Here is a 24,799-nt window from a genome sequence, read left to right on the forward strand (position 1 = left end):
GTCAGTTACCGCAGCATTAGTTAGAAGTATGGGGACAACACCCGATGTTTCAGCCCAGCCCCTAGCACCTCAGGTCTTAGGCATTGACTTAGGTGGTTCGGCGATTAAACTAGGTCGCTTTAGCCATGATGGTACTTGTTTGCAAGCCATGACTGTGCCGACTCCTCAACCTGCTCATCCAGAGGCTGTTTTAGCGGCAATGGTTGAGGCGATCGCTCAGCTTGATCCAGATGAGACTTGTTTGGCAATTGGCGTCGGAACCCCAGGACCTGCCGATCGCCGAGGCCGCATTGCCAGGATTGCAATTAATTTACCCGGTTGGCAAGATATTCCGGTAGCAGATTGGCTAGAAGCAAAAACCGGGCGACCAACGGTAATTGCCAATGATGCCAATTGCGCTGGGCTGGGGGAAGCTTGGTTAGGGGCAGGTCAGCAGTTTCAGAACTTAATTTTACTAACCCTGGGCACAGGCGTTGGGGGGGCGATTATTTTCAATGGTCAACTCTTTACAGGTCCAGATGGAGCTGCGGGTGAGTTGGGTCTGATTACTCTAAGGCCAGACGGTCCAGCTTGTAACAGTGGCAATCACGGTTCCTTAGAGCAATATGCCTCAGTGCAAGCGATTCGGCGACAGACTGGGCTAGAACCTATTGAGCTGGGATTGAAAGCGCAAGCAGGCGATCGCGATGCTTTGGCGTTTTGGCAAGAATATGGCCGAGATTTGGGAGCGGGCTTAACCAGCCTGATCTACGTTCTAGCGCCCGAAGCAGTAGTGATTGGTGGCGGAATTAGCGCCAGCGCTGAGTTTTTCTTGCCAGCAGTCCAAGCAGAAATTCAGCGACGAGTTTTGCCGAGTTCTCGGGGGAACTTGCAGTTATTAAAAGCTCAACTAGGCAATCGCGCTGGGATGGTAGGAGCGGCGAAACTGGCGTGGCAGTTAATTGGTGCTTTTAACAGTTAGCGATTCTGAATTAATTAAGCGACACCATTTTTGTGGGGGGTAGGTCTTGTACCTGCTCACCGTACGAAGGGCACCCACAAGAGATGCCCCTACCAGTGATACCCATTCATAAAAGCTAAGTGTCAACGACTACTTAAGGTAAGGTGTGCCCAGTGGATTTTTCCACGTAATCCATGACTTGCTGGAAAGCTTCGGGATGACCTTGCTGGTTCAAAATCATGTGGGTTCCCCCTTCTGGCAAGTAAAAGGACAACCTACCATTAGGGGTAAAAGCAAAAGCACTGACACGTTCGAGGTCAACTACATAAACGTTCCTCTCGTAATTAATTTTGACCCAATACCCCACAGCACTCCTCACTAAGATTGAAAGGGTTTTAGTCTGGAGCTTACGGTTGACTTAGGCTAGGCTCTAGCGATCGCGTAGCCTCACCTGCGTAGGTAGTTGCAGCTTGAATGAATCCCTTAAATAAAGGGTGAGGGGTACTAGGGCGCGACTGAAATTCGGGATGAAACTGAGTTGCCAAGAAGAACGGATGACCTGGCAGTTCCACAATTTCTACCAAGCGTCCGTCGGGTGAGGCACCACTGATGATATAGCCAGTTTCTAAGAACAAATTACGGTAGGCGTTATTGAATTCATAGCGATGGCGATGCCGCTCGTAAATCACTTCTTCGCCATAGAGGCCAAATGCGATCGTATTGGGCGCGATCCGGCAAGGATATAAACCTAGCCGCATTGTGCCGCCTAAATCGACCACATCTTGCTGTTCTGGCAACAAGTTAATCACGGGGTTTTTAGCGTTGGGAGCAAACTCAGCACTATTCGCATCCTCAAGGCCAGCTGTGTGTCGCGCCCACTCGATCACAGAACACTGCATCCCTAGGCACAAGCCAAAGAAGGGAATTTTCTTTTCGCGGGCGTACTGAATGGCACTGATTTTGCCGTCTACACCCCGTACTCCAAAGCCACCGGGGACAATGATGCCGTCAATATCTTGCAGATAGCTTTCGGCTCCGTAAGCTTCGATGTCCTCGGAGTTAATCCAGCGTAGATTCAGGTCTGCTCCTTGGGCGATCGCGCCATGCCGCAGCGCTTCAACGACAGAGAGATAGGCGTCGGTAAGCCGAACATATTTACCCACGATCGCAATGTTGACCGATTGACTTGGACGATACAAGCGATCGACTAGGGTTTGCCATTGAGTTAAATCAGGTTGCCGCTGTTCTAGATGCAAAAGATCTAGCGCCTGCTGAGCTAAGCCTTCTCGCTCCAAAATCAGTGGGACTTCGTAGATGCTTCTGGCATCTGGCGAGGTAATGACACATTCAACAGGAACGTCACAGAACTCAGATAACTTGTCCTTAAGACCAGGATGCAAGGGGCGATCGCAGCGACAAACCAAAATATCCGGTTGAATCCCAATCGAGCGGAGTTCTTTCACCGAATGTTGCGTCGGCTTGGTTTTCATCTCCCCTGCCGCCGGAATCCAAGGCATCAGCGTGACGTGCATGTACAGCACATTCTGCCGTCCCACGGCTTTCCGAAATTGCCGAATTGCTTCTAGAAAGGGCAGCGACTCAATATCTCCAACGGTGCCACCAATCTCAGTGATCACCACATCTGGATTGGTGTTTTTTGCAACTCGTAAGATGCGCTCTTTGATCTCGTTCGTAATGTGCGGAATGACTTGGACTGTACCGCCCATGTAGTCGCCCCGGCGCTCTTTATTCAGCACGGCTTGGTAAATAGAACCAGTGGTGACACTATTGAGGCGAGACATGGAAGTGTCTGTAAAGCGCTCGTAGTGTCCCAAGTCTAAGTCGGTTTCCGCACCATCTTCGGTCACAAACACCTCACCATGCTGGAAAGGGCTCATGGTGCCAGGGTCAACGTTAATATAAGGGTCTAACTTGAGGATGGAAACGGAGTAGTCGCGAGACTTCAGCAATCGACCCAGGCTCGCTGCCACGATGCCTTTGCCAATACTAGAGACTACACCACCCGTCACGAATACAAACTTAGTCATAAAATTCTAGGAGCACAGCCTTCTGGAGAGCCACCCGTCAATTGTGCCACAGGCATGGCAGACCGCGTGGGAAGGGGAGTATTTTTTTGTACATCAAGCGAACTTTCGCACTAAAGCTGAAAGGGGCGATCGCTGCACCCAAACCGCTCATCCTGTAATTCGACCTCGATAAAATCTCCACACCCCAATGAGTTGCCGTTAGGCTTGCTGTGGAGCAAACTAGTTAAACCGTATCCAGCAGTACTGACGTTAAGTAGTAAGCCATGAAATTCTATTTCTTGGGCATAGCTTTTTCAGAGCTTACTGTTACTACGAACATTTATGAGAACAGCACTTAAAGGGCATTGGAACCTAACTTCTGAGTGGCTGAAATTATTTCTCATAACTTTATTAATACTCGGCATCTTCTTCAGATTGGTTAATCTTGGCCAAAAAGTCTACTGGTATGATGAGACTTTTACTTCTTTACGAATTTCTGGATATACAGAGGCTGAAATAGTCCAGCAATTTGCCGATGGCCGTGAAGTTAGCGCTGAAGATTTACAAAAGTATCAGCGCCCCAACAGTGAAAAAGGCTTAGTCGATGCGATCAAATCTTTAGCAATAGAAGACCCTCAGCATGTGCCACTGTACTATGTGATGGCACGATTCTGGATGCAGTTATTTGGAAATTCATTGGCAGTAGCACGAAGTTTGCCAGCCCTGATTAGTCTACTGGCTTTTCCTACAATCTATTGGTTGTGTCTAGAACTATTTAAGTCACCCTTAACAGGCTGGATGGCGGTTGCATTAATTGCTGTCTCACCTTTTCACTTATTGTTTGCTCAAGAGTCGAGAGAGTATAGTCTATGGACAGTGGCCACATTACTCTCAAGTGCAGTTTTGTTATGGGCGAATCGAGTTGGCACTAGGGTAAGTTGGGGAGCTTATGCAGCGACAGTAGCGTTTGGGTTTTATTCACATTTATCTTTTGCGTTAGTGGCGATCGCGCATGGATTCTACATATTTATAGTTGAAAGATTTCGGTTCAGCAAAAATTTAATTGGTTATGTGCTGGCCTCTTTATTAGGATTTTCGGCTTTTTTGCCTTGGCTACCTGTCGTTATCAACAGTGCCGATCGCCTACCCCAGTTACTAGCGAAAAACGGAGCAAAACCTTTATCATTTTTCCTGGAACGCTGGACGATTAATATTAGCTCTGTTTTTGTGGACATCAACTTTCCTCATCGAGGAAAACGCTTGCTGATGGCAGCAATTTTGATTTTAATCTTATATTCAATCTACTTTCTGGGGCAAAAAGCTACAAGGAAAGCTTTTTTGTTTGTGCTTCTACTAATTGGTGTGACAGCGGTATTTCTAATAGCACCAGATTTTATCAATCAATCTTTTAGATCGATTACTAGTCGTTACATGATTCCTTGTTATTTGGGGATTCAAATAGCAGTTGCTCATCTATTTGCGACTCAAATTACTTCTGTCTCTAGTTCTATGACTGGTTCGATGCAGAGGCAGAAATTATGGCGATTAGGGCTGGCCGCGTTGCTGTCAGGTGGGGTTCTATCCTGTATCCTGATTGCTCAGTCGGAAACTTGGTGGAATAAGGGATCTAGCTATCATAATCCGCAGATTGCCAGAATTCTAAATCAAGCTAGTCAACCCCTGGTCATTAGCAACGCTAGAACTGGGGAAATTCTGTCGTTGAGCCATTTACTGGCTCCAGAAGTGCGACTCAGAATCCAACCTGCTTGCCACACTTGTAGCTCCAATTCTCTGGTATCCGACCCCAACCGTCTACTGAATATTCCTGAAGGCTTTGAAAGTGTGTTCCTGTTCAAACCTTCGAAAAAGTTACGGAATATTTTTGAGGAAAAGTACAAGCTGGAGTCTATTCATAAAAGTAACGATCTGTGGCGATTGGAAAAAATTTGAACTCAAGTGGAGCGATACTGCTCTGCCTTCGTACAGTTTGTCGTTATTCCAACAAAAAGAGCGGGAGTGGTAACTGTTTCTAGGACAGCCTTTCACTCCCGCTCTCCTCACCCTGGTAATAAGGGTGAACCGAATTACATCCCAATCGCTGTAGGGAATTTGTGATTCAGGCTCAGGTCTTTAACTTGAGTAAGCGTCCATTGGTAAGCAAGAGCAAACCAAGTTGCGATCGCCGTAGGCATTGTCAATCCGAGCGACTGCAGGCCAGAACTTGTTTTCGCGAGTCCAAGTGGTGGGGTAAGCGCCTCGTTCGCGAGGGTAAGGTTTGTCCCATTCTGCCGTCATTAGGGCAGCCGCCGTGTGAGGGGCATTCTTGAGCAGGTTGTTCTGTCGATCGACTTGACCCGCCTCAATTTCGGCAATTTCAGCTCGGATGGCAATCATGGCATCACAGAAGCGATCGAGTTCTTGCTTCGACTCACTCTCGGTTGGCTCGACCATAATCGTGCCTGGGACTGGCCAAGAGACGGTCGGTGGGTGGAAGCCGTAATCAATCAAGCGTTTGGCAATGTCATCGACTTCGATGTCAGCCGTTCTCTTGAACTGCCGCAAATCCAAAATGCACTCGTGAGCCACTAAGCCGTTTTTGCCTTTGTACAGCCCTGGGTAGTAAGGCTCTAAGCGTTTGGCAATGTAGTTGGCATTGAGAATGGCAACTTGAGTCGCTTTGGTAAGACCAGTGCCGCCCATCAAGGCAATGTACATCCAAGAAATTGGTAGAATACTGGGGCTTCCCCATGGCGCTGAGGCGATCGCCCCAATGCCTTGCTCACTACCAATGGGCACAACGGCATGTCCTGGCAAGAAAGGCACCAAATGTGGCATCACACCAATTGGTCCCATACCAGGTCCGCCGCCGCCGTGGGGAATACAGAAGGTTTTGTGCAAGTTTAGGTGACAAACATCGGCCCCATAGTCACCCGGACGACACAGGCCAACTTGAGCGTTCATGTTGGCTCCATCCAGATAAACCTGTCCGCCATTGGCATGGGCGATCGCACAGATTTCTCGAATCGATTCTTCAAATACTCCGTGAGTGGAGGGGTAAGTCACCATGAGCGCAGCTAAGTTTTCTTGATGCTGCTCTGCCTTGGCTTTGAGGTCAGCTACATCGATGTTGCCATCGCGATCGCAAGCCACCGGAACCACTTTCATTCCTGCCATCACCGCACTGGCGGGATTGGTGCCATGCGCCGACTGCGGAATCAAGCAAATATGACGGTGAAAATCGCCGCGTTGCTCGTGGTATTGGCGAATCACCAGTAACCCCGCATATTCTCCTTGCGAGCCCGCATTGGGTTGCAGCGAAATGCCTGCAAAGCCTGTAATTTCGGCTAGCCATTGCTCCAATTGTTGGAAAAGAGTTTGATAGCCCTGGGTTTGTTCTAGCGGCGCGAAGGGATGAATCTGACCAAACTCAGGCCAAGTCACGGGGATCATTTCTGCTGTGGCATTCAACTTCATCGTGCAGGAACCGAGAGGGATCATGGCTGTGGTCAGCGACAAATCCTTAGATTGCAGGCGATAAATGTAGCGCAGCAGCTCAGTTTCAGAATGGTATTGGCTGAAAACTGGGTGAGTGAGATAGGTGCTAGTACGAGCAAAGCGATCGCTGAATTCAACCTTGGCTTCTGTGGCTAACTCTTCCGGGGTGAAGTGAGGAGTTTGGTCGCCTGCAAAAACTTTGAATAGCGCCAGCAAATCATCGGCTGATGTCGTCTCATCTAGAGAAACACCGATGGTATGAATATCAATCAGACGTAGATTGATTCGATGGGCGCTGGCCCGTTCCACAATGTCTAAGGCTCGTTTTTCGGCTATATCCACACGTAAGGTATCGAAATAGGGTGCAGACCCCAGTTGATACCCTAACCGACTCAATCCTTCTGCCAGAGTCACGGTTAAATGATGAATGCGTTGAGCAATGCGCTGTAAGCCACTAGGACCATGATAAACAGCATACATACTAGCAATGACTGCCAGTAGCACCTGGGCCGTACAAATGTTGCTGGTAGCTTTATCCCGACGGATGTGTTGCTCTCGCGTTTGTAGCGCTAAGCGTAAAGCAGGCTGACCTTGAGCATCCTTAGACACACCCACCAATCGCCCAGGAATTTGCCGCTTATAAGTGTCTTTGGTAGCGAAGTAAGCAGCGTGAGGTCCCCCATAACCTAGCGGCACGCCAAAGCGTTGGGTGCTCCCCACCACGATGTCTGCCCCAAATTCTCCTGGTGGCTTGAGGAGCGTCAAGCTCAGAAGATCCGCCGCGACTGTCACGAGTGCTTTAGCTTGGTGGGCGCGCTGAACAAAGTCCTGGTAGTCGTAAATTGCGCCATCGGTGGCAGGGTATTGCAGGAGTGCCCCAAAAATCGGCTGGTCGAAGGCAAAGGTTTGATGGTTGCCTACCAAAATTTCAATGCCTAGCGCCCGCGCCCTTGTCTTCACGACTTCGATAGTTTGGGGATGGCAAGCCTCTGACACCCAAAATGCCTGCTCATCTCCCTTCGCTAGCCCGTAGCTCATCGTCATTGCTTCTGCGGCTGCCGTACCTTCATCCAGCAGTGAAGCGTTGGCAATCTCCATACCTGTCAAGTCAATCACCATTGTTTGGAAGTTGAGCAGAGCTTCCAGGCGACCTTGAGCAATTTCGGGTTGGTAAGGGGTGTATTGGGTATACCAGCCGGGATTTTCGAGAATGTTGCGCTGAATTACAGGTGGGGTAATGCAGCCGTAGTAGCCCATGCCAATAAACGAGCGAAATACTTGATTTTCTGAGGCGATCGCTTTTAGCTCTTGCAGCAATTCATATTCACTGCGTCCCTCCTCTAGTTGCAGTGGTTGCTGGAGCCGAATTCCTGGGGGTACAGCCTTGTCAATCAGGGCTTCTAAGCTAGAAAAACCCAATTCGGAAAGCATTTGATCCACTTTCGCCGCACTGGGACCAAGATGGCGGTCTACAAATTCGTCTGTTAGGGGTAGTCCCCCCTGAATTTGGGTAGGCTGAGCCGCGTGAGCACCACCATTGGTTCTTGGCATCTGAGATCCATTTACGGTTGCTTTAGAAACGGTCACGGGGTCGATCGCGGCTAGGGGGTCAGATTTAGAATGGCTCAATCCAGTTGCACCTTGCTCGTAGGTAGAAGGCTCGGACATGAAAGACTCTGGCATGAAACGTAGGGACACAAGAAGGTCATTTCTGACCATTTTGCAATAGTTTGCAATGGATAGTTGACCCTGATTTCACCAGAGTGAGCTTGTGTCTCTTCTATTCTTGCTCAGCAAACTTGACTATGCAGGGTCCAGAAGCGATCGCTTCTGCCAAGCCTTCAGAAGTCTTCCAGTAAATTATGCGCCTTCGACTTGTTGGCGGTATTCTTCAGCCGTCAGGACTTCATCTAGTTCTTCTGACTCATCAATCCGAATCTTCAGCAGCCAACCTTCACCATAGGGATCTTCTGCAACTTGTTCCGGCGCATCCACCATTGCTGTGTTGCGCTCAATTACAGTCCCTGTCACCGGAGCATTGAGGTCTTCGACAGCCTTGACTGACTCCACCGTACCAAAGGTTTCGCCTTTGACCAGCTTGTCACCAATCTCAGGTAGCTCTAGAAATACAATGTCACCCAGTTGATCGACGGCAAAGGCGCTAATCCCAATCGTAGCGATATCGCCATCTAGGCGCACGTACTCATGGCTGTCTAGGTACTTTAGATCATCAGGATATTCAAAGGCCATACCAATTCCTCACCGGATATGTCACTACACTTCCAATAAGCTTGCAAGATTTAGTCGGTTCTGACAATGTCTTGGAGCCTATTTGGGCATAGTAGGAAGTATTCTTGCGGGTCTTACCGCCTTGCATCTCTCCACGTTAGTCCTCAATGAAGTCAAAAACACTCAAACGGCTGGTATTGGGTGAGTTTTCAGTTAAGCGTTTCGTCCGCTCCACCCTGTTGATTTATGCGGTTCTATGCTTTTACGCCTTCTTTTTGACCGATCGCCAAATTTTTCAACCGCAACCCGCTAGCTACCAGGATACCCAAACGACTCTGAAGCTGAAAACCGCCGATAATGTCTTAATTTCAGCGATTTATCTGCCCAATCCTCAGGCCCAGTACACCATTCTCTACAGTCATGGCAACGCCGAAGATTTAGGGGATATTGAGGCAACGCTGACCATGATTCACGAAGCTGGTTTTGCCGTGTTTGCTTACGATTACCGAGGCTATGGCACCAGCCAAGGTCAGCCTTCCGAGCAACATGCTTACCAAGATGCCGATGCTGCCTATACCTATCTGACCCAAAAGCTCAAAGTCCCAGCGAATCGGGTTATTGCTTTAGGTCGCTCAGTTGGAGGTGGTGTTGCCGTTGATTTAGCGACTCGTAAACCTCTGGCTGGCTTGATTGTGGAAAGCTCTTTTGTCACTGCTTTTCGCGTGGTTACTCGCGTTCCAATTGTCCCGTTCGACAAACTTGCCAATATTGCCAAAATTCGCCGCATCCAATGCCCAATTTTGATTGTGCATGGCACTGCCGATGAAATCATCCCGTTTCAGCATGGAGAGCAGCTATTTCAGGCAGCGCGCGCTCCTAAGCAAAGTTTTTGGGTCGAGGATGCTAACCATGACGACCTAGTAGAGGTGGCTGGCCCGAGATATGCCCAGCAGTTACAAGCATTTGCTCAATTGGTAAAAAATTCGGAGGCAACATCCAAGTAGGAGAAAGTGATCGCTCCCCAATCCTGAGTTAAGAGAAGCGATCGCCGTGATTCTTAAATGTTTGGGGCCAGTTAGACCGTAATCGCTGAGTCAGTCTGAGCGGCTCCCACGGCACCGGAGTAAACCAAGCCCCGATGGGTATCAAGAGTCAAAATCGCGCCATCCCGAATAATTTCGGTCGCATTCTTGACCCCAACAATCACGGGTACCCCTAAGCGTAAACCAATCACTGCGGCGTGGCTGGTCAAACTATCGTCTTCAGTGATGATCCCAGCAGCTTTGCGAATCATCTCCACATAATCAACACTGGTGCAGGAGGTGACTAAAATGTCGCCCGGATTGAAGTTGCTGACTTCATTACTCGCGTGAGCTACTCGTGCCCGCCCACTAACTGAGCCTTGACCAATGCCAATTCCTTTGCCCAAGACAGCCGTTACCACTTCCACCTTAATTAGGTCGGTGGAACCAGATACCCCTTGCAGGGTACCAGCAGTCATAACTACCAAATTACCTTCAGAGAGCAGCTCTTTCTCTTGAGCGACGTTGAGCGCGGCCTGGAAGGTTTGCCCAGTAGAAGGTAAGTCCAGAACTAGCAGGGGTTTGACGCCCCAAACTAGTTGCAACTGTCGTGCCACATCGACATGAGGGGTAACGGCCAAAATGGGGGTATGAGGCCGAAATTTAGAAACGTTGCGAGCTGTGGCTCCCGTTTTGGTCAGCGTCATAATCGCAGAGGCATTTAGCTGTTCGGCAATGCGAGCGACTGCTTGGCTAATCGCATTGGGGATCGATCGCCCGTCACTGTCGAGGTTGCGACGAATCTGCTCTTGCTCGGTACGAATCGCAATCCGGGCCATCGTTGCCACCGCTTCAATAGCATACTTACCAACTGCGGTTTCGTTCGACAGCATAACGGCATCTGTACCATCCAGAATGGCGTTGGCTACGTCCGAAATCTCAGCGCGAGTGGGACGTGGATTGTTCACCATGCTGTCTAGCATCTGGGTAGCGGTGATTACTGGAATGCCCAACCGATTCGCTGTGGCAATCAGCCGCTTTTGCAAAATGGGGACATCTTCGGCAGGTAGCTCTACGCCTAAATCACCCCGCGCCACCATCACGCCATCACAGAGGCAAAGAACATCTTCCATCTGCTCAATGGCTTCGTGCTTCTCAATCTTGGCGATTACCGGGACTTGCTTGCCTGCGTTGGAAATTAATTCTTTGATTTCCAACACATCCTGAGGATTCCGGACAAAACTGAGGGCGATCCAATCAACTCCTTGATCAAGCCCAAACATCAAATCTTTACGGTCTTTATCGGTCAATGCCTTGATCGACAGATAAACTCCTGGAAAATTAACGCCTTTGTTGTTAGAAAGGACGCCACCGACTACAACTTCGCAATGCAATTCTTTGCGATCGCGGTCTACTTTCTCGACTCGCATTTCCACTTTGCCGTCGTCGAGCAGAATAGTGGCACCTTCAGGCACTTCCTCGGCTAGTGGCTCGTACGTCACAGAGCTGATTTCATGGGTGCCAGGAACAGCGTGACTAGTCAATGTGAAGCGATCGCCGCGCTTAAGAGTAATAGAACCGTCTTCAAAGCGGCCTAAACGAATTTTGGGTCCTTGGAGATCTTGCAAAATTCCGACAGGTTGATTCAGCTCAAAAGAAATCTGCCGAATCAGCCGAATGCTGCGTTGATGATCTTCATGCGTCCCATGAGAAAAGTTAAGACGCAGAGTGGTTGCACCCGCTTCAATCAGGGCGCGTAGAACTTCTGGGCTACTAGTGGCGGGGCCAATCGTTGCGACGATTTTTGTCCGACGCGGAGAGTTACGCAGTTGCATGGATTCCAAGAAGGTAAAAATAGACTGAAGGAGACCCTACCGCTGATGTCCTCAGGATACTGGCTTAGCGGTGACTTGCTGCACTTTCCAGCCTAGGCATGGAATGAAATCCCGAAGTGAGGTGCAACAAGAAAATAACTCTAAACTATCAATAGTCGCATGCGTTGATAGCAGAGAGTTAACGGTTGAGAAAAATGCTGTTGCCTCTTGGCAAGGCGGCAACAGGGATACTACCACGTTTGGCTAGTCCCTTTTGCAAAAACCTGCAAGGGCAAGCGACAGAATCTTTAGGTGCCTTCAGTCTCTAGGGTGGGTTCCATCAGGTTTAGTAGGTTAGTTGTTCGGTGCGCTAAAACTATTAATTTGCAAAACCTACCCTGTTTTAATTTTTACCTAACGAAAATTGGCTGGATTGAGGCGAAGATTGTTGCGAGTAGACATACCTTGACCTAGCTTGCTGCCTGTTCCACCATCAGCGGGATCAAGGAAGGGCCGCAAGTTGATGTTGCTAGAGCGCTCCTGCCGCCCGCCTAGAAGCGAGACACCTAAGTTAACCAATTCGTCCAGCTTTTCACCTCCTCGGCTACTGCCACCTATAGAACTATTGCCTACACGGCTGCTACCTACAAACGTGTTAGCTGCTTGAGTTTGTTGGCCGCTGTCAGCAATTGTCAAGTTTTGGAAGACGCGATCGCGAGTCGTCAGCGGGTCTTGATTCGGCGGGACTGTCAGAACGATGCGACAAGTTGAATTTTTCTCGGTGGTAACACAAACTGTGTTGTAGTTATTTTCCACCGCTGTTCGCATTTCCTGTAGGCCATCAGGACGGTAGAGTTCTAAACGGCGACTGATTTCTTGACAACGAGCTTGAGGAGTCCAACCACCGCCTAGTTGGCTGGGTGTAGCCCAGGGATAGGATTCGCTAGGACGGCTCTCTGGGTGATAAACCACCGTGTACTGGCCGTTGAGCATTTCACAAGTAAAGCGGGGTCTATTTGCCACTCTAGTTTGAGTAGAGCCGCTACTTGGGTTTGTCGTAGGTTTTGTCGTAGGTGTAGACTCCGAATTTTCAGGCTCTGTTTGTACTTGAATATCCTCTGATGCTGATCCGGAACTGATAGGTGTGGCAGCGATCGCGCTACTAGCCATACCTGCAAGCAAACCACCACCCAAGAGCACCGCAACTCCTGTAGCCACACTTGTAGCCTTAAAAGTGACAAACGTTAGCTTGAAACGACCTTGAGCATCACCTTGCGATTGTAATAACACCATAACCAAAGCCTCTTCAGAGTGAATGACAACTCATCACCGCAACACCACCCCTGATGTAACAAAGCCCTGATGCACCTGATACGATAGAGCACTCCTACAACCCTGATAACCTTCAGACCTAGCATTTACATCGGAAGATCCGCCAACCTAGGAGGGTGATTTCACCGAGTCTTCATTGAAGTTGGGTTTCTGCTGAAGTGTTTAAAGCTGAGGTTGTCAGGCAACGTCCGTGAACTTCTGAGGTTAAACTGCTCTTGTCACTCTAAAATTGGCTCAAATTATTTAATTTGACGCTACTGTTAGCGCAGCTCTGATTAGATGAGCTAGTTTCACAAAACTTTATTATTCAGCATTCGTATCGTATACTACGCGAGGATGACCAACAAGGAGTATTGATAACGATGTCGGAGGCAGTAAAGCCCCTGACAGTGCCGAAGGAGTTAATGGGTCCTCCGGGTCAATTTAACCCGACGCTGCTAATGTTCCTGGCAGCGGTAGCCATAGAAATCCTATCGATACTGGGTTACTGGTGTTGGGAATGGCTTGACTGGTGCTGCTTTAGCATGACTGTCATTGCTCTACATATGGTGGGGACGGTGATTCATGATGCATCCCACAATGTGGCACATCGCAATCGCATCATCAATGCCGTCATGGGACATGGTAGTGCCTTAATGCTGGGTTTTTCTTTCCCAGTCTTTACGCGCGTGCACATGCAGCACCATGCCAATGTGAATGATCCAGACAATGACCCCGATCACTTTGTTTCGACCGGGGGGCCGCTCTGGTTTATTGCGGCTCGTTTCATGTACCACGAAATTTTCTTTTTCCGCCGTCGGTTATGGCGGAAGTCCGAGTTATTGGAGTGGTTTCTCGCTCGCCTAGCCGTCGGTGCTCTAATTTACACAGCCTGCCAGCACGACTTTCTGGGCTACATTTTCAATTTTTGGTTTGTGCCTCTGGCAGTTGTAGGCTTAGCTCTGGGCCTATTCTTTGACTATTTGCCCCACCGACCTTTTCAGGAGCGCGATCGTTGGAAGAACGCTAGAGTCTATCCCAACCGGATTCTGAACCTGCTGATTATGGGTCAGAACTACCATCTGATCCATCATCTGTGGCCTTCTATTCCCTGGTACAACTATCAGCCGGCTTACTATGCCACTCAGCCTTTGTTAGACGCTAAGGGTTGCCACCAATCACTGGGTTTATCAGAGACTAAAGACTTTTGGCACTTTGTGTACGATGTCTTCCTAGGCATTCGTTTTCATCGCCCGCGATCGCTGGAGTCTTCAGAGGTAAACACTCCTATAAGCCAAGCTAGCCCAGCCAACAGTAGCTTAGAGGTAGCTCAGGGCTTGGAAGTTCACAGTTGACCAGTCCAGTTAAACCCGGCTTAAACCACTAAAAAAGGGAGCAAGACTTAACTCTGCTCCCTTTTTTAGTGATTAAACTTAGTTAACGATGAGACTTAACGACGGGCGATGCCAAGCCTGTTTGAGCCAAGATCCAATCGGGTCTTAAGCTTTTGGCTTGACGCAGATAGGGATGATAGATTTCGACGTGCGGATTCGGAGTGTTGAAATGAATCAGGAAGCGAATGCAACGCTCCAAACTGCCTTCAACGTGCATTTGTTGCACATCTAGCAAAGGGACATTCTGCCAACGGGGACGATCACGCGCTACTGAAGCCGGAAAGATGGCGTCCAAGTCGCGGGTAACTGAGAACGTCGCACTGATAATTTCTTCTGGATCGAGTTGATTATGAGCTTCTAGCTCATCTAACAGCTCAGCGACTGCTTCTCGAATTGCCTCAGCCGTATTTTCTGAGGCAGTTGTTGCACCACGAATTGCCCGAACTCTCCATTCCACGCCATCATCCTCCGTCATGTGATTAAACCAAGGTTCATCAAGTTGAATTTTTATGGCTCAGATTATCTAACCTGAGCGATCGCAACGATAACTGAAAATCTTGACAATGCGAGCCAATGTTAACAAAATCTAGGATTTTCAAGGCGTTAAATTGTCAATTTTGGGCGATTTGTCGGTTAGGGTCGGTAAAGCCACAGAGGTAGACCACTGGTAGACAATTCAAACTCCATCCAATCAAGACCAGCCCTGACTCCTGAGCGAGTTTGACTCGTACTAGGAACAACACGACTCCAGAAGGGCTTGCGTTCTTCCAAGTTGTAGCAACGAGTTTTTTCTGGATCAAGACCTGCAAGCTCCGCTGCCCAACGACGAGCATCTTCTTCGGTTCCTAGGCGATCTACAAGCCCTAGTTCTTGGGCTTGCTCACCTGTGAAAACTCTCCCATCCGCAAAGCTTTTAACTGTATCCACCGCCAGCTTACGGGCGTCAGCCACAGTCTGTACAAACTGTAGGTAGCTTGTGTCAATCAACGATTGCAAAATGTGAGCTTCTGGCTCTGTCAGCTCTCGGTCAAAAGCCAAAATATCTTTGTAGGGACCAGATTTAATTACTTTGAAGGAAACGCCTACTTTTTCTAGAAGACGTTCTAAGTTATTGCCCCGGAGAATTACCCCAATGCTGCCAGTGATGGTACCCGGATTGGCGACAATGTAATTTGCGCCCATGCCGATATAAACGCCACCTGATGCAGAAATATTGCCGAAGCTGGCAACAATTTTGATTTTTTCGCTCAGGCGTTTGAGCGCACTGTAGATTTCTTGGGAGTCTCCGACAGTGCCACCAGGGCTATCAATTCGTAGGAGCAGAGCGGGAAATTCTCTTTCTTCTACGGTTTTGAGAGCTTCTAAAACTCGCTTGCGTGTCGCTCCTGCGATCGCTCCTGAGACTTCAATGCGAGCAATTTGTTTTCGAGACCGAGGCTTGAAAGGCCAAATCATGAGTAATTGAGAACCAGTACGAAATGATGTCAGTCAATTTTGAGGCAGAGACCGACTCAGACTGGAATGACAGCCCAAGTTTTCAGCTTTCCTCAAGCAGCTGAAGCTGACCAGCAGGTTAAAAGTGTTGCACTGTTAGCTGGAGTGGTCTGACTCCTAGTGTGCCTTAATTCTTAGACGATTGGATTGAAAGTATTGGGGTTGCTACTGCTAGGGCACTAGGATTCTGCTGGATCCAGAAACCTGATCTGTTGCTCAGAATCAGCCGTTTGCTCAAACTTCGGTACCGCAGTAGTAAAACGAGTATGTTTAAATAAGTTACTTAACATAAATATATAACTCAGTACAATTGATTAAAGCTGTACTTCAAGCTGTAGCTCAGTTTTCTCAATCACTCAGCATCCTAGATGAGATTAGGATGCGGGCCTAAGGTTTAGTATTTGGCACCGCCCAGTCCTTCCCGGAGTTATTGCATGCACCTAAGACCCTCTGAATCAAAGTTACCCGTAGCACCACTCCTCTTGATTGCGCCCTTTTTTCTCTGGGGCACGGCGATGGTAGCGATGAAAGGAGTCATTCCGCAGACTGCCCCTATGTTTTTAGCAGGGGTGCGCTTGGTGCCTGCGGGGATGATGATTTTAGTGGTTGCAGCGATGATGCAACGACCGCAACCACGGGGTTGGGCGGCTTGGCTCGGAATTCTGAGTTTTGCCTTGGTGGATGGAGCTTTATTTCAAGGCTTTTTAGCAGAAGGATTGACTCGTACCACTGCCGGTTTAGGGTCAGTCATGATTGACTCTCAACCTTTAGCTGTGTCTCTGCTGGCCTGTTGGCTGTTTGGCGAACACATTGGCTTGTGGGGTTGGCTCGGTTTAGGCTTAGGCGTGCTGGGTATTAGCTTGCTAGGGCTACCCGATGAATGGATTTGGGGATTACTGCAAGGGCATTTTGCGATCGCTTCCTTCCCTTCAGCCCCAGAACTACTACAGCAACTGTTCCAGAATGGCGAATGGTTGATGCTTTTAGCGGCTCTGTCTATGGCCGTAGGCACCGTCATGGCTCGCTTAGTCTTTCGCTATGCTGATCCGGTCACAGCCACTGGGTGGCATATGATATTGGGAGGTCTGCCACTTTTTGCGTTTTCATCGCTGTGGGAGTCTGAGCAGTGGGTGCATCTCGACTTTTCTGGGTGGATGGCATTGAGCTACTCCACTGTCTTTGGTAGTGCGATCGCTTATGGCTTGTTCTTTTACTTTGCCTCTAGCGGTAGCCTAACCAGCTTGAGCGCTTTGACATTTCTGACACCTGTGTTTGCCCTACTGTTTGGTAATTTATTCCTAGCAGAAGTCCTCAGCCCTTTGCAGTGGTTTGGGGTTGGTCTGACCTTGGTTAGCATTTATCTGATCAATCAGCGTGAGGCGATCGCCCGGAAGCTTCAGGGTGCTACTGCATCAGAATCGATGTCCCTACTTGAGGAAACTGCCGCTCCAACTGTAGAACTATTACCGCAATCTGGCGGTATTATCAGCGATGTTACGAGGGTGCCTCTGCAAATTACCGACGCGGAATCTAAAATTTTGCAGCAATAGTGCGACTAACCCAGGTTATTTATAGATCATGTCCTGTTTTTAGAAGGCTTTTTGATTCCGTAAAACTAAGGAATCTTTTGAAGGCCCATGAGAGTCAAAGCCGCTATGTTAATTTGCCACAATCGCACTCTCGCCGCTTGCCCTGGTTGTAGTCTTTAAGCCTTGGGTTTATTTATGACGCTCTACCGCTCCACTTTACTCCTGCTTACCTGTGTCACTTTCTTCGGTGTCATCCCTGAGCCAGCAAGGAGTTACACGGGAGTCCGCTCTAGGGCATCTGCACCTGAGGCTCTTGGCCCTCTCTTACTCGCCAGCTCACTTAACTTAGCCCAATCCCCACCTATCGAGGGTGCTTCAGCCAGTGCATCCACAACTGCTAGCTCGTCGCCTAGCAGCATTACGCCTGGCACAACGCTGCAACCTGGTGCTCAAGGACCAGCGGTGAAACAGTTGCAAACCACCCTGAAGCTTTTAGGCTACTTTGATGGCGCTGCCGATGGAACTTACAGCCCGAGTACTGAGACTGCTGTTTTAAATTTTCAAAAAGCGATTGGTCTCAGTCCAGATGGGGTTGCAGGTCCAAGCACGCTCTCTCGCCTACAAGAGTTACAGAGCGCTAAAACTGAGGCTCCGAAAACAACTCCAACCCCCGCTCAAGAGGCTAAATCTGCTGGACCGCAACGGAGTTGGTTAGGTTGGTTGGTGGGTGTAATCGCGATCGCAGCCATTGGAACTGGAATTTTATATTCACTGCTAAGGGCGAGCGGCCAGTCGAAACAACCAAAGACTTTAGCAGGTCGTGATTCTTCCCCTCCTAACTTACCTGGAGCAGACACTAATCCTGTAGAGCCGTCAGTTTCTAGTCCTCATACTCCTGCCCTAGAGGTGAGCAGCAATGGCCACAGTGTTCCGGCGATCGCGGTTGATGGCAAGCAGTCCGAGGCATCTAGTGAAACCTCTAATTCTGAGTCGTTACCTGTCCGAGAAACCACACGACTAGCCAAAATCAATATTGTCGAGGAACTAGTTAAGGATCTACGCAGCCCAGATCCTGCTAAGCGGCGGAAGGCCATTTGGGAACTGGGGCAGCGGGGCGATACTCAGGCGGTACAGCCGTTAGTCGACTTAATGATTGACTCTGACTCTAAGCAACGCAGCTTAATTTTGGCTTCCTTGTCGGAGATTGGCGTACGGACCCTGAAGCCGATGAATCGAGCTTTAGCGATTTCCTTGCAAGATGAAAATCCAGAAGTACGGAAAAATGCGATCCGCGACATCACCCGGATTTATGATCTGGTCGGCCAGATTAGCCAACTACTGCGTCATGCGACAGAAGATCCGGATGCAGAAGTGCAAGAGACAGCACGTTGGGCACTCAATCAAGTGAACCGGATTAAGACGATTGCGAATGTGGAGAACGTCCCAGCGCTGAAAAATTCTGTGAGCCCACCGGAAAGCTTACCTGAGAGTCTCTCCGATCCATAAAAGCTCTCTTGATGATCTGGTTGGCCAGGATTAATTTGTTCTTCTCATCAATACTCAATGGGTGTAATTACTTCCCTAGATAGTCCACTCAAACTTTTGTTTGTTTCTACTTCCGTGGGGCCTTTAGGGTCTGGTTTAGGCGGTGGGGTTGAGCTAACGTTGCACAACATTGCTCAAGAACTGATGAGCCGGGGCCACTCGTTGCAGATTCTTGCCCCTACAGGTTCTTGCTTGCGGACGCTGCCGATCATTGAAATTGCCGGAGAGTTGCAGACCACTGCTCAAACTCAGTTGAGAACTGACCCCATCGTGATGCCAGGTGCAGCGGTGCTGGCCAATATGTGGGATTATGCTCGTCGAGTTGCGCCAGATTACGACTTGTTGGTGAATTTTGCCTACGATTGGCTGCCCTTTTACTTAACTCCGTTTTTTCCACGTCCGATCGCGCATTTGGTGAGTATGGGTTCGCTTACTGATGCGATGGACCAAATTATTGAACAAGTAGCAAGGCAATTTCCTCGCACGATCGGAGTACACAGCCAAGCTCAAGCGGCCACGTTTTCCTTTGCAAGCCACTGTCGTTGTTTGGGTAATGGATTTGATTTGTCTCTGTATCAATTCTGTGGAGAACCCCAGCCTTGGCTAGGGTGGGTTGGGCGAATTGCTCCCGAAAAAGGTTTGGAAGATGCGATCGCGGCGGCTCAAGAGACAGGCATGCTGCTGAAGATTTTGGGTGCGATGCAAGATTCTACTTATTGGCAACAACTTTGCCAAAGCTATCCCCATGCTCCAGTTGAGTACTTAGGATTTCTCCCAACCATTGAGTTGCAGCAGGTTTTACGGCAGTGCCGCGCTTTGCTAGTTACACCCCGCTGGGTAGAGGCATTTGGCAATGTGGCGATCGAGGCTTTAGCCTGTGGTGTTCCGGTGATTGCCTATCGACGGGGTGGGCCAGCGGAAATAGTCAAAGATGGCAAGACGGGTTGGCTAGTAGAACCAGATAGTGTGCCTGGTTTAGTGGCGGCGATCGCCAAAATTGACCAAATCGATCGGGCGACCTGTCGCCAACAAGCTGAGGCGGAGTTTTCACAAGCGGCAATGGGCGATCGCATGGAAGAATGGTTTGCAGACATTCTGGGAATAACACTGAGGCCAGCATGAACTGCCAACTTCCACCTTTCCTCAAACCGGGCGATCGCTTGCGGGTGATTGCCCCTAGCGGCACCTTGCGAGAATTGAATGCCTTTCAGCAAGGGCTAGAAATTTGGCGATCGCGTGGCTATGAGGTAGAACTTACCCCTGGTTTTGACGCTCGGTGGGGATATTTGGCAGGAGATGATCGTAACCGTCGTCAGCAGTTAGAAACCGCGCTGAAAGATCCGGATTGTAAAGGAATTCTCTGCGCCAGAGGGGGGTATGGGGGGGCGCGCCTATTAGAAGATTGGCATTGGCCACCAACGCCACCTAAATGGCTGATTGGCTTCTCCGACATCACTAGCTTGCTCTGGAGCCTAAGCCAACAAGAAGTTTCTGGAGTTCATGGCCCTTTACTGACGACGCTGGCTGCTGAACCAGATTGGTCTATTGAGCGTTTGTTTAGCTGGGTGGAAGGACGTAATTCTCTCGCTCCTCTACAAGGCCAAGGTTGGGGAGGAGGACAAGCTAGGGGCATTCTGCTGCCTGCCAATTTGACGGTTGCAACTCACTTGCTGCATACACCGCACCAACCGCAGTTGGCAGGTGTCATCTTAGCCTTCGAGGATGTTTCGGAAGCGCCCTACCGGATTGATCGGATGCTGACGCAATGGCGCTTAAGTGGGGCGTTTCAAGCAGTACGGGCGATCGCATTGGGGCGCTTTAGCCAGTGCCAACCCCCTGCTAATGTGCCTAGCTTTAGCGTCGAAGAGGTGTTGCACGATCGCCTCAGCGACCTTAACATTCCCATTGTTTCTGACCTGCCCTTTGGTCACGATGGCCCCAATGCTGCATTGCCAGTCGGTAGACTCGTCACCCTGGACGGTGATCAAGGACAGTTAAAGTTTGAGTAAAGTTAGGGTTTGAGTAAAGACCGAGGCTAGCTGGATCGTCTAGAAGCTGGACATTAAGTGATTAACCACTCCAGTTTGCTGAGTGTCGCTTTGTTGTTTAAGGGTGCTGCGGGCTTGACTTAGCACTACCTTGGCTTCCATAAACTTGCCCTGCTGAATCAACACTTGGCTCCAGCCTAGGTAAGGAGCGGCTAATTGCGGATCGGCTTCAATCGCTTGACCAAAGGCAGCGACCGCTTCGGAATTTTTGCCCTGTTTTGCTAGTAAAGCTCCTTTGGCTGTGTAGGCTTCAGCGTAGTTCGGCTTGGTCTCAATGGCTTGCTCAAAAGCTGCTAGAGCTTCTGGCAATTGACCTGCGGCTCGTAACGAAAAGCCCTGCTCTAGCAGATCAGCTGCTTGAAGTTTGCTGGCAGGCGCTTTGTTGGCAATCCCAAAGCCGTAGGCAGAGGCGGCGATCGCTGCGGTTAAACCAATGGCGATCGGAAACTTAAACCACCATGAATTAGAAACTGGCATTGCTTTTACTCAGTGTTTTTGCGCTTATTTATGTTAAAAAAATTACTTAAGATGCCCCTTGGCCGTAATTTGACTCTATCAAAGCCAGAAACACTGAAGAGACCCGAGAACCAATCTTTTTGGAGTCTTTATAGACAGAGGAGTAAAAGCATTAAAAGCATCAAGGAAGTGTAATCTAACCAAGATTCGGCCTCTGTACACTGAGCTGATAGGTTATCTATAACCCGGTTTTGGCACTGGGCAAATCCAAGACCCGCTTTCGCGAAATAGTTGGATTAACGAATCGAAAATTGTTGTAAACCTACAGGTAACAAAAAACCTGCCTGATACTAGAACCAGACAGGCCATTGAATAGTTAACGAATCGATTAACGAGTTCTATTCGGCGGTTTCGGTTTGCTCGGATAAACGTTGCAGCGAGATCCTAGCCGACTCGGAAACGTGAGGATGGCTGTCTTTCTCTAGAAACTTCAAAGCTGAGACACTTTTAGGACTTGGGAGATGACCTAACGCTTCAGCGAGGCGTTGGCGAACTAGCCAGTCTTCGGATTGAGCAAACCGCAGAATCTTGTCTACTGCCTCTACGGCTTTAATTTCACCTAGGGCCGCGATCGCCGCTTGTTGCACCACAATCTCATAGCTATCTAGCGCCTGAACCAACACATCATAAGCTCGGTGATCCTTCAAGTTGCCTAAAGAGACCGCTGCACTAAAGCGCACGAGCCAATCTGTATCTTCATAAAAAGCTCGAGACAACGGCTCCAACGCTCGAGGATCGGCTAAATAACCTAAGGCTCCAGCCGCATCAGCCCGAATGCCATAATCTGGGTCGTTCTCTAGCAGGCGGATCAAGATGGGGTAGCACTCTTCGGTAGGTTTGATGCCTAAGGCAAACACGGCCATTGAGCGGATTTGTAAGTTTTCATCGTCCAGGACTTTTTTAATCAGGGGTACTGCCTCAGCCGCTGAAACTCCCCGCAAAGAAGCCAAAGCCAACATGCGATCGCGTGAGTTTTCGCTTTCTAGCTGGCTGGCAATTTGTTCTAGATGAGAATGAGTCATATACTTTAATCTTGCTATATTACAAATTTTTACACTTTATCCCTTGCTTAAGGGAGTGTTGATTTCACTCCATCCAGTTAAACAAAAGTAGAAAATGCTGAAAAGCTTCTGAGGTAGTAGTTCGCAGAAACTTTAGAGGCCAACCATGACAATATTATCCGTATTAAGTTTTATAAAAAATATAAAAAATTGACTATAAAAACTTAAAAATTTCTTCAGTAATCAAAAAACTTGAGGCCACTAATAAAGATTGCCTCGCTTTTCCCAACTGCTGGAATTGGAAAGGCGAGGCAACGACATGAGCGGAGAGGGAACCAATATCGCTAGGGTCTTTGAGTCGCGATCGCTAAACGTGCTCCCGGAACGCGACGCAAGCGATCCATCACCTGCACAACTTGGCCATGCCTGACGTTTTCGTCTGCGTTCAAAACTACGATCGACTCTTGGCCAGAGGGAATCAGGTTGCGTACCCCTACCTCTAAAGCATCTAACGGAATCGCTTGGCGGTTGAGGGCAATTTGGCCTTGCGGGTCAATCGTGATTGTGATGCGAGTTGAGCTTTGGGACTGAGCAGTTGCCGCTTTGGGAAGATTGACAGGTAATCCTTGAGAACTGGTCAGATAAAGCGATGAGAGGATGAAAAAGGTCAAAATGGCGAAGATCACATCGATCATCGGCACGATGTTAATCTGTGGCGGCACATCCGGTTCAGAGGGTAGACGCATCAGTTCCTCTCGCTGGTAACGACGTTAGAGCCATTGTAGCGGTGCTACCGCGGTCTACGAGGCTTCGACTGCATCCGGGACTGCCTCTACAGTATGTCGGGGTTGGCCTGGTAAGGCGGCGATCATCGCATCTAACACTTTGGCCACTGGAATAATTTCTAGATCAATATCAGGAACGGTTTGCCCTTTAGGAATGATGGCGCGTTTGAATCCCAGTTTGGCGGCTTCCTTCAGGCGCAGCTCAATCTGCGAGACTGGGCGAATTTGCCCGCCTAAGCCTACTTCCCCAATTAAGACAGTTTTGGCATCGACGACGCGATCGCGGAAACTGGCAGCGACGGCAACAGCTACACCCAAATCAGCCGCAGGCTCGCCGACATTGAGGCCACCCGACGAAGCGACGTATGCATCTAGTTTAGAGAGGGGAATGCCAACTCGCTTCTCTAAAACTGCCAAAATTTGCAACAAGCGGTTGTACTCAATGCCTGTGGTGGAGCGGCGAGGAGAGCTATAGCTGGTGGGACTAACCAACGCTTGGAGTTCTACGACGATGGGGCGGGTGCCTTCGCAAGCCACAATCGTAGCGGTGCCAGGCGCAACCTCTTCTCGATTGCCTAAAAACAGCTCGGATGGATTGGAAACTTCTGCTAATCCCCGATCGGCCATTTCAAAGACACCTAGCTCATGAGTTGCCCCAAAGCGGTTTTTTACCGAGCGCAATAGGCGGTGGCTAGCAAAGCGATCGCCCTCAAAATACAGCACCGTATCAACTAAGTGCTCCAATACCTTAGGCCCCGCGATCGCCCCCTCTTTCGTGACGTGCCCCACAATAAACAGCGTAATGTGCTCGCGCTTAGCCACATGCATCAAAGCTGAGGTGCATTCGCGCACTTGCGATACGGACCCCGGAGCAGAGCCTAGAGCTGAATAGTAGAGCGCTTGAATGCTATCAATCACTGCCACTGTCGGTTTTAAGGATTCCAACTCTGCCAGAACGGTTTCTAGATCTGTTTCTGGCAAAACATATAAGTTTGGCCCCGGATCTCCCGTCGCTGCGGCAGCTTCTTCCGCTGAACGTTGCTGCAACTGCACAGGGGGCTGCTTGCCAATGCCTAATCGGTGCGATCGCAGCTTCACTTGCTGCCCAGACTCCTCTGCACAAACATAGAGCACTCGATGCTGAGAACCGAGCTGATTAGCGACCTGTAGTAACAAGGTGGATTTACCAATCCCTGGATCTCCGCCAATTAAGACCAAAGAACCAGGTACAATCCCGCCCCCTAACACGCGATCTAACTCTGTATAGCCAGAAGAAACACGCGCTTGCGGATGATCAGAAATTTGCTCAAAGGTGAGGGATGAGCGAGCCTGCACAGATGTAGTTGAAGAGGCACGTTTTTTACCATTGAGGCGAGCGGTAGCAGTCAAACCAATCGGAGTGGCAGCAGCAGGGTTAGATTTAACGACCTGCTCTTCTAAAGAGTTCCAAGCATGACACGATGGGCACTTCCCAAAATACTGCGGGGATTCGGCAGCACATTGGTTGCAAACATAGTGGGATCGAGTTTTGGGCATTACTTAACTATTCTTAAATACTCTCAAAGACGGATTAATTGTTAAGAAAAACCGAAAGGCAATAATGATGAGAGTTTCAGCGGCATTCAACCGTCTAAATAGGGTACTATCTT

The 24,799-nt window shown here is 49.2% G+C and carries 20 protein-coding genes; 8 read left to right on the plus strand and 12 right to left on the minus strand.

All coding sequences use genetic code 11. The features are described 5' to 3' along the window. Positions 1-28: 28 nt before the first annotated feature. A complete protein-coding gene (locus NDA01_RS12100; protein WP_348228138.1) occupies positions 29-961 on the plus strand; it encodes an ROK family protein in 933 nt (310 codons plus the stop codon). 133 nt (positions 962-1,094) lie between these two features. Here the strand turns inward: NDA01_RS12100 and NDA01_RS12105 are convergent, their stop codons facing one another. Both NDA01_RS12105 and pyrG read right to left on the minus strand, forming a co-directional pair. After that, positions 1,095-1,307 (minus strand): RNA-binding protein, encoded by a 213-nt coding sequence (locus NDA01_RS12105; RefSeq protein WP_190553070.1) that lies wholly within the window; start codon positions 1,305-1,307, stop codon positions 1,095-1,097. Positions 1,308-1,347: 40 nt separating this feature from the next. Next, positions 1,348-2,988, minus strand: coding sequence for a CTP synthase (gene pyrG, locus NDA01_RS12110; protein WP_348228139.1), 1,641 nt, complete (start codon positions 2,986-2,988; stop codon positions 1,348-1,350). Positions 2,989-3,309: 321 nt separating this feature from the next. Between pyrG and NDA01_RS12115 the strand changes: the two genes are divergently transcribed. Further along, positions 3,310-4,917 (plus strand): glycosyltransferase family 39 protein, encoded by a 1,608-nt coding sequence (locus NDA01_RS12115; RefSeq protein WP_348228140.1) that lies wholly within the window; start codon positions 3,310-3,312, stop codon positions 4,915-4,917. Between the two features lie 180 nt (positions 4,918-5,097). Here NDA01_RS12115 and gcvP read toward each other — a convergent pair whose 3' ends face one another. Both gcvP and gcvH read right to left on the minus strand, forming a co-directional pair. Beyond that, on the minus strand, positions 5,098-8,145 hold the full coding sequence (gene gcvP / locus NDA01_RS12120) for an aminomethyl-transferring glycine dehydrogenase (RefSeq protein WP_348228141.1): 3,048 nt from the start codon (positions 8,143-8,145) through the stop codon (positions 5,098-5,100). Positions 8,146-8,322: 177 nt separating this feature from the next. Continuing rightward, positions 8,323-8,712: a glycine cleavage system protein GcvH gene (gene gcvH / locus NDA01_RS12125; protein WP_190558878.1), complete on the minus strand. Its 390-nt coding sequence runs from the start codon at positions 8,710-8,712 to the stop codon at positions 8,323-8,325. A gap of 146 nt (positions 8,713-8,858) precedes the next feature. Here gcvH and NDA01_RS12130 point away from each other — a divergent pair, with 146 nt between their 5' ends. Then, a complete protein-coding gene (locus tag NDA01_RS12130) occupies positions 8,859-9,695 on the plus strand; it encodes an alpha/beta hydrolase (RefSeq protein ID WP_348228142.1) in 837 nt (278 codons plus the stop codon). A 71-nt stretch (positions 9,696-9,766) separates the two neighbouring features. Here NDA01_RS12130 and pyk read toward each other — a convergent pair whose 3' ends face one another. Together pyk and NDA01_RS12140 are read right to left on the minus strand one after the other, a co-directional pair. Further along, positions 9,767-11,548: a pyruvate kinase gene (gene pyk / locus NDA01_RS12135; protein ID WP_190432821.1), complete on the minus strand. Its 1,782-nt coding sequence runs from the start codon at positions 11,546-11,548 to the stop codon at positions 9,767-9,769. A 393-nt stretch (positions 11,549-11,941) separates the two neighbouring features. Further along, the gene (locus NDA01_RS12140) at positions 11,942-12,820 is read right to left on the minus strand and encodes a COP23 domain-containing protein (RefSeq protein WP_348228143.1); all 879 of its coding nucleotides are present in this window, start codon (positions 12,818-12,820) and stop codon (positions 11,942-11,944) included. 401 nt (positions 12,821-13,221) lie between these two features. On the opposite strand from NDA01_RS12140, the gene crtR reads away from it, so the two are divergent. Beyond that, complete coding sequence (gene crtR / locus NDA01_RS12145; protein WP_190553066.1) at positions 13,222-14,193, plus strand: beta-carotene hydroxylase; 972 nt, start codon at positions 13,222-13,224, stop codon at positions 14,191-14,193. 82 nt (positions 14,194-14,275) lie between these two features. Here the strand turns inward: crtR and aroH are convergent, their stop codons facing one another. Next, positions 14,276-14,707 carry a chorismate mutase gene (gene aroH, locus NDA01_RS12150; RefSeq protein ID WP_190558882.1) on the minus strand — a complete coding sequence of 144 codons (432 nt, stop codon included), beginning with the start codon at positions 14,705-14,707 and terminating at the stop codon, positions 14,276-14,278. Positions 14,708-14,865: 158 nt separating this feature from the next. Further along, the gene (gene sppA, locus NDA01_RS12155; RefSeq protein WP_348228144.1) at positions 14,866-15,687 is read right to left on the minus strand and encodes a signal peptide peptidase SppA; all 822 of its coding nucleotides are present in this window, start codon (positions 15,685-15,687) and stop codon (positions 14,866-14,868) included. Between the two features lie 473 nt (positions 15,688-16,160). Between sppA and NDA01_RS12160 the strand changes: the two genes are divergently transcribed. The 4 genes from NDA01_RS12160 (at position 16,161) to NDA01_RS12175 (ending at position 20,809) form a co-directional block, all read left to right on the plus strand. Further along, complete coding sequence (locus NDA01_RS12160) at positions 16,161-17,276, plus strand: DMT family transporter (protein WP_348228145.1); 1,116 nt, start codon at positions 16,161-16,163, stop codon at positions 17,274-17,276. Positions 17,277-17,450: 174 nt separating this feature from the next. Next, on the plus strand, positions 17,451-18,761 hold the full coding sequence (locus tag NDA01_RS12165) for a peptidoglycan-binding protein (protein WP_348228146.1): 1,311 nt from the start codon (positions 17,451-17,453) through the stop codon (positions 18,759-18,761). A 57-nt stretch (positions 18,762-18,818) separates the two neighbouring features. Further along, positions 18,819-19,922, plus strand: a complete 1,104-nt coding sequence (locus tag NDA01_RS12170) for a glycosyltransferase family 4 protein (RefSeq protein ID WP_348228147.1) — start codon at positions 18,819-18,821, stop codon at positions 19,920-19,922. Then, on the plus strand, positions 19,919-20,809 hold the full coding sequence (locus NDA01_RS12175) for a S66 peptidase family protein (protein WP_348228148.1): 891 nt from the start codon (positions 19,919-19,921) through the stop codon (positions 20,807-20,809). The genes NDA01_RS12170 and NDA01_RS12175 overlap by 4 nt, the downstream gene beginning before the upstream one ends. A 39-nt stretch (positions 20,810-20,848) precedes the next feature. On the opposite strand, the gene NDA01_RS12180 is transcribed toward NDA01_RS12175, so the two are convergent. From NDA01_RS12180 to radA, 4 genes are all read right to left on the minus strand, one after another. After that, positions 20,849-21,325 (minus strand): tetratricopeptide repeat protein, encoded by a 477-nt coding sequence (locus NDA01_RS12180; RefSeq protein ID WP_348228149.1) that lies wholly within the window; start codon positions 21,323-21,325, stop codon positions 20,849-20,851. A gap of 377 nt (positions 21,326-21,702) precedes the next feature. Beyond that, positions 21,703-22,386 carry a HEAT repeat domain-containing protein gene (locus NDA01_RS12185; protein WP_348228150.1) on the minus strand — a complete coding sequence of 228 codons (684 nt, stop codon included), beginning with the start codon at positions 22,384-22,386 and terminating at the stop codon, positions 21,703-21,705. A 323-nt stretch (positions 22,387-22,709) separates the two neighbouring features. Beyond that, positions 22,710-23,111, minus strand: coding sequence for an ExbD/TolR family protein (locus tag NDA01_RS12190; RefSeq protein WP_190558898.1), 402 nt, complete (start codon positions 23,109-23,111; stop codon positions 22,710-22,712). Positions 23,112-23,165: 54 nt separating this feature from the next. Next, positions 23,166-24,686: a DNA repair protein RadA gene (gene radA, locus NDA01_RS12195; RefSeq protein ID WP_348228151.1), complete on the minus strand. Its 1,521-nt coding sequence runs from the start codon at positions 24,684-24,686 to the stop codon at positions 23,166-23,168. Positions 24,687-24,799: the final 113 nt, after the last annotated feature.

The sequence above is a fragment of the Trichocoleus desertorum AS-A10 genome, assembly GCF_039962155.1.
Lineage (GTDB): Bacteria > Cyanobacteriota > Cyanobacteriia > FACHB-46 > FACHB-46 > Trichocoleus.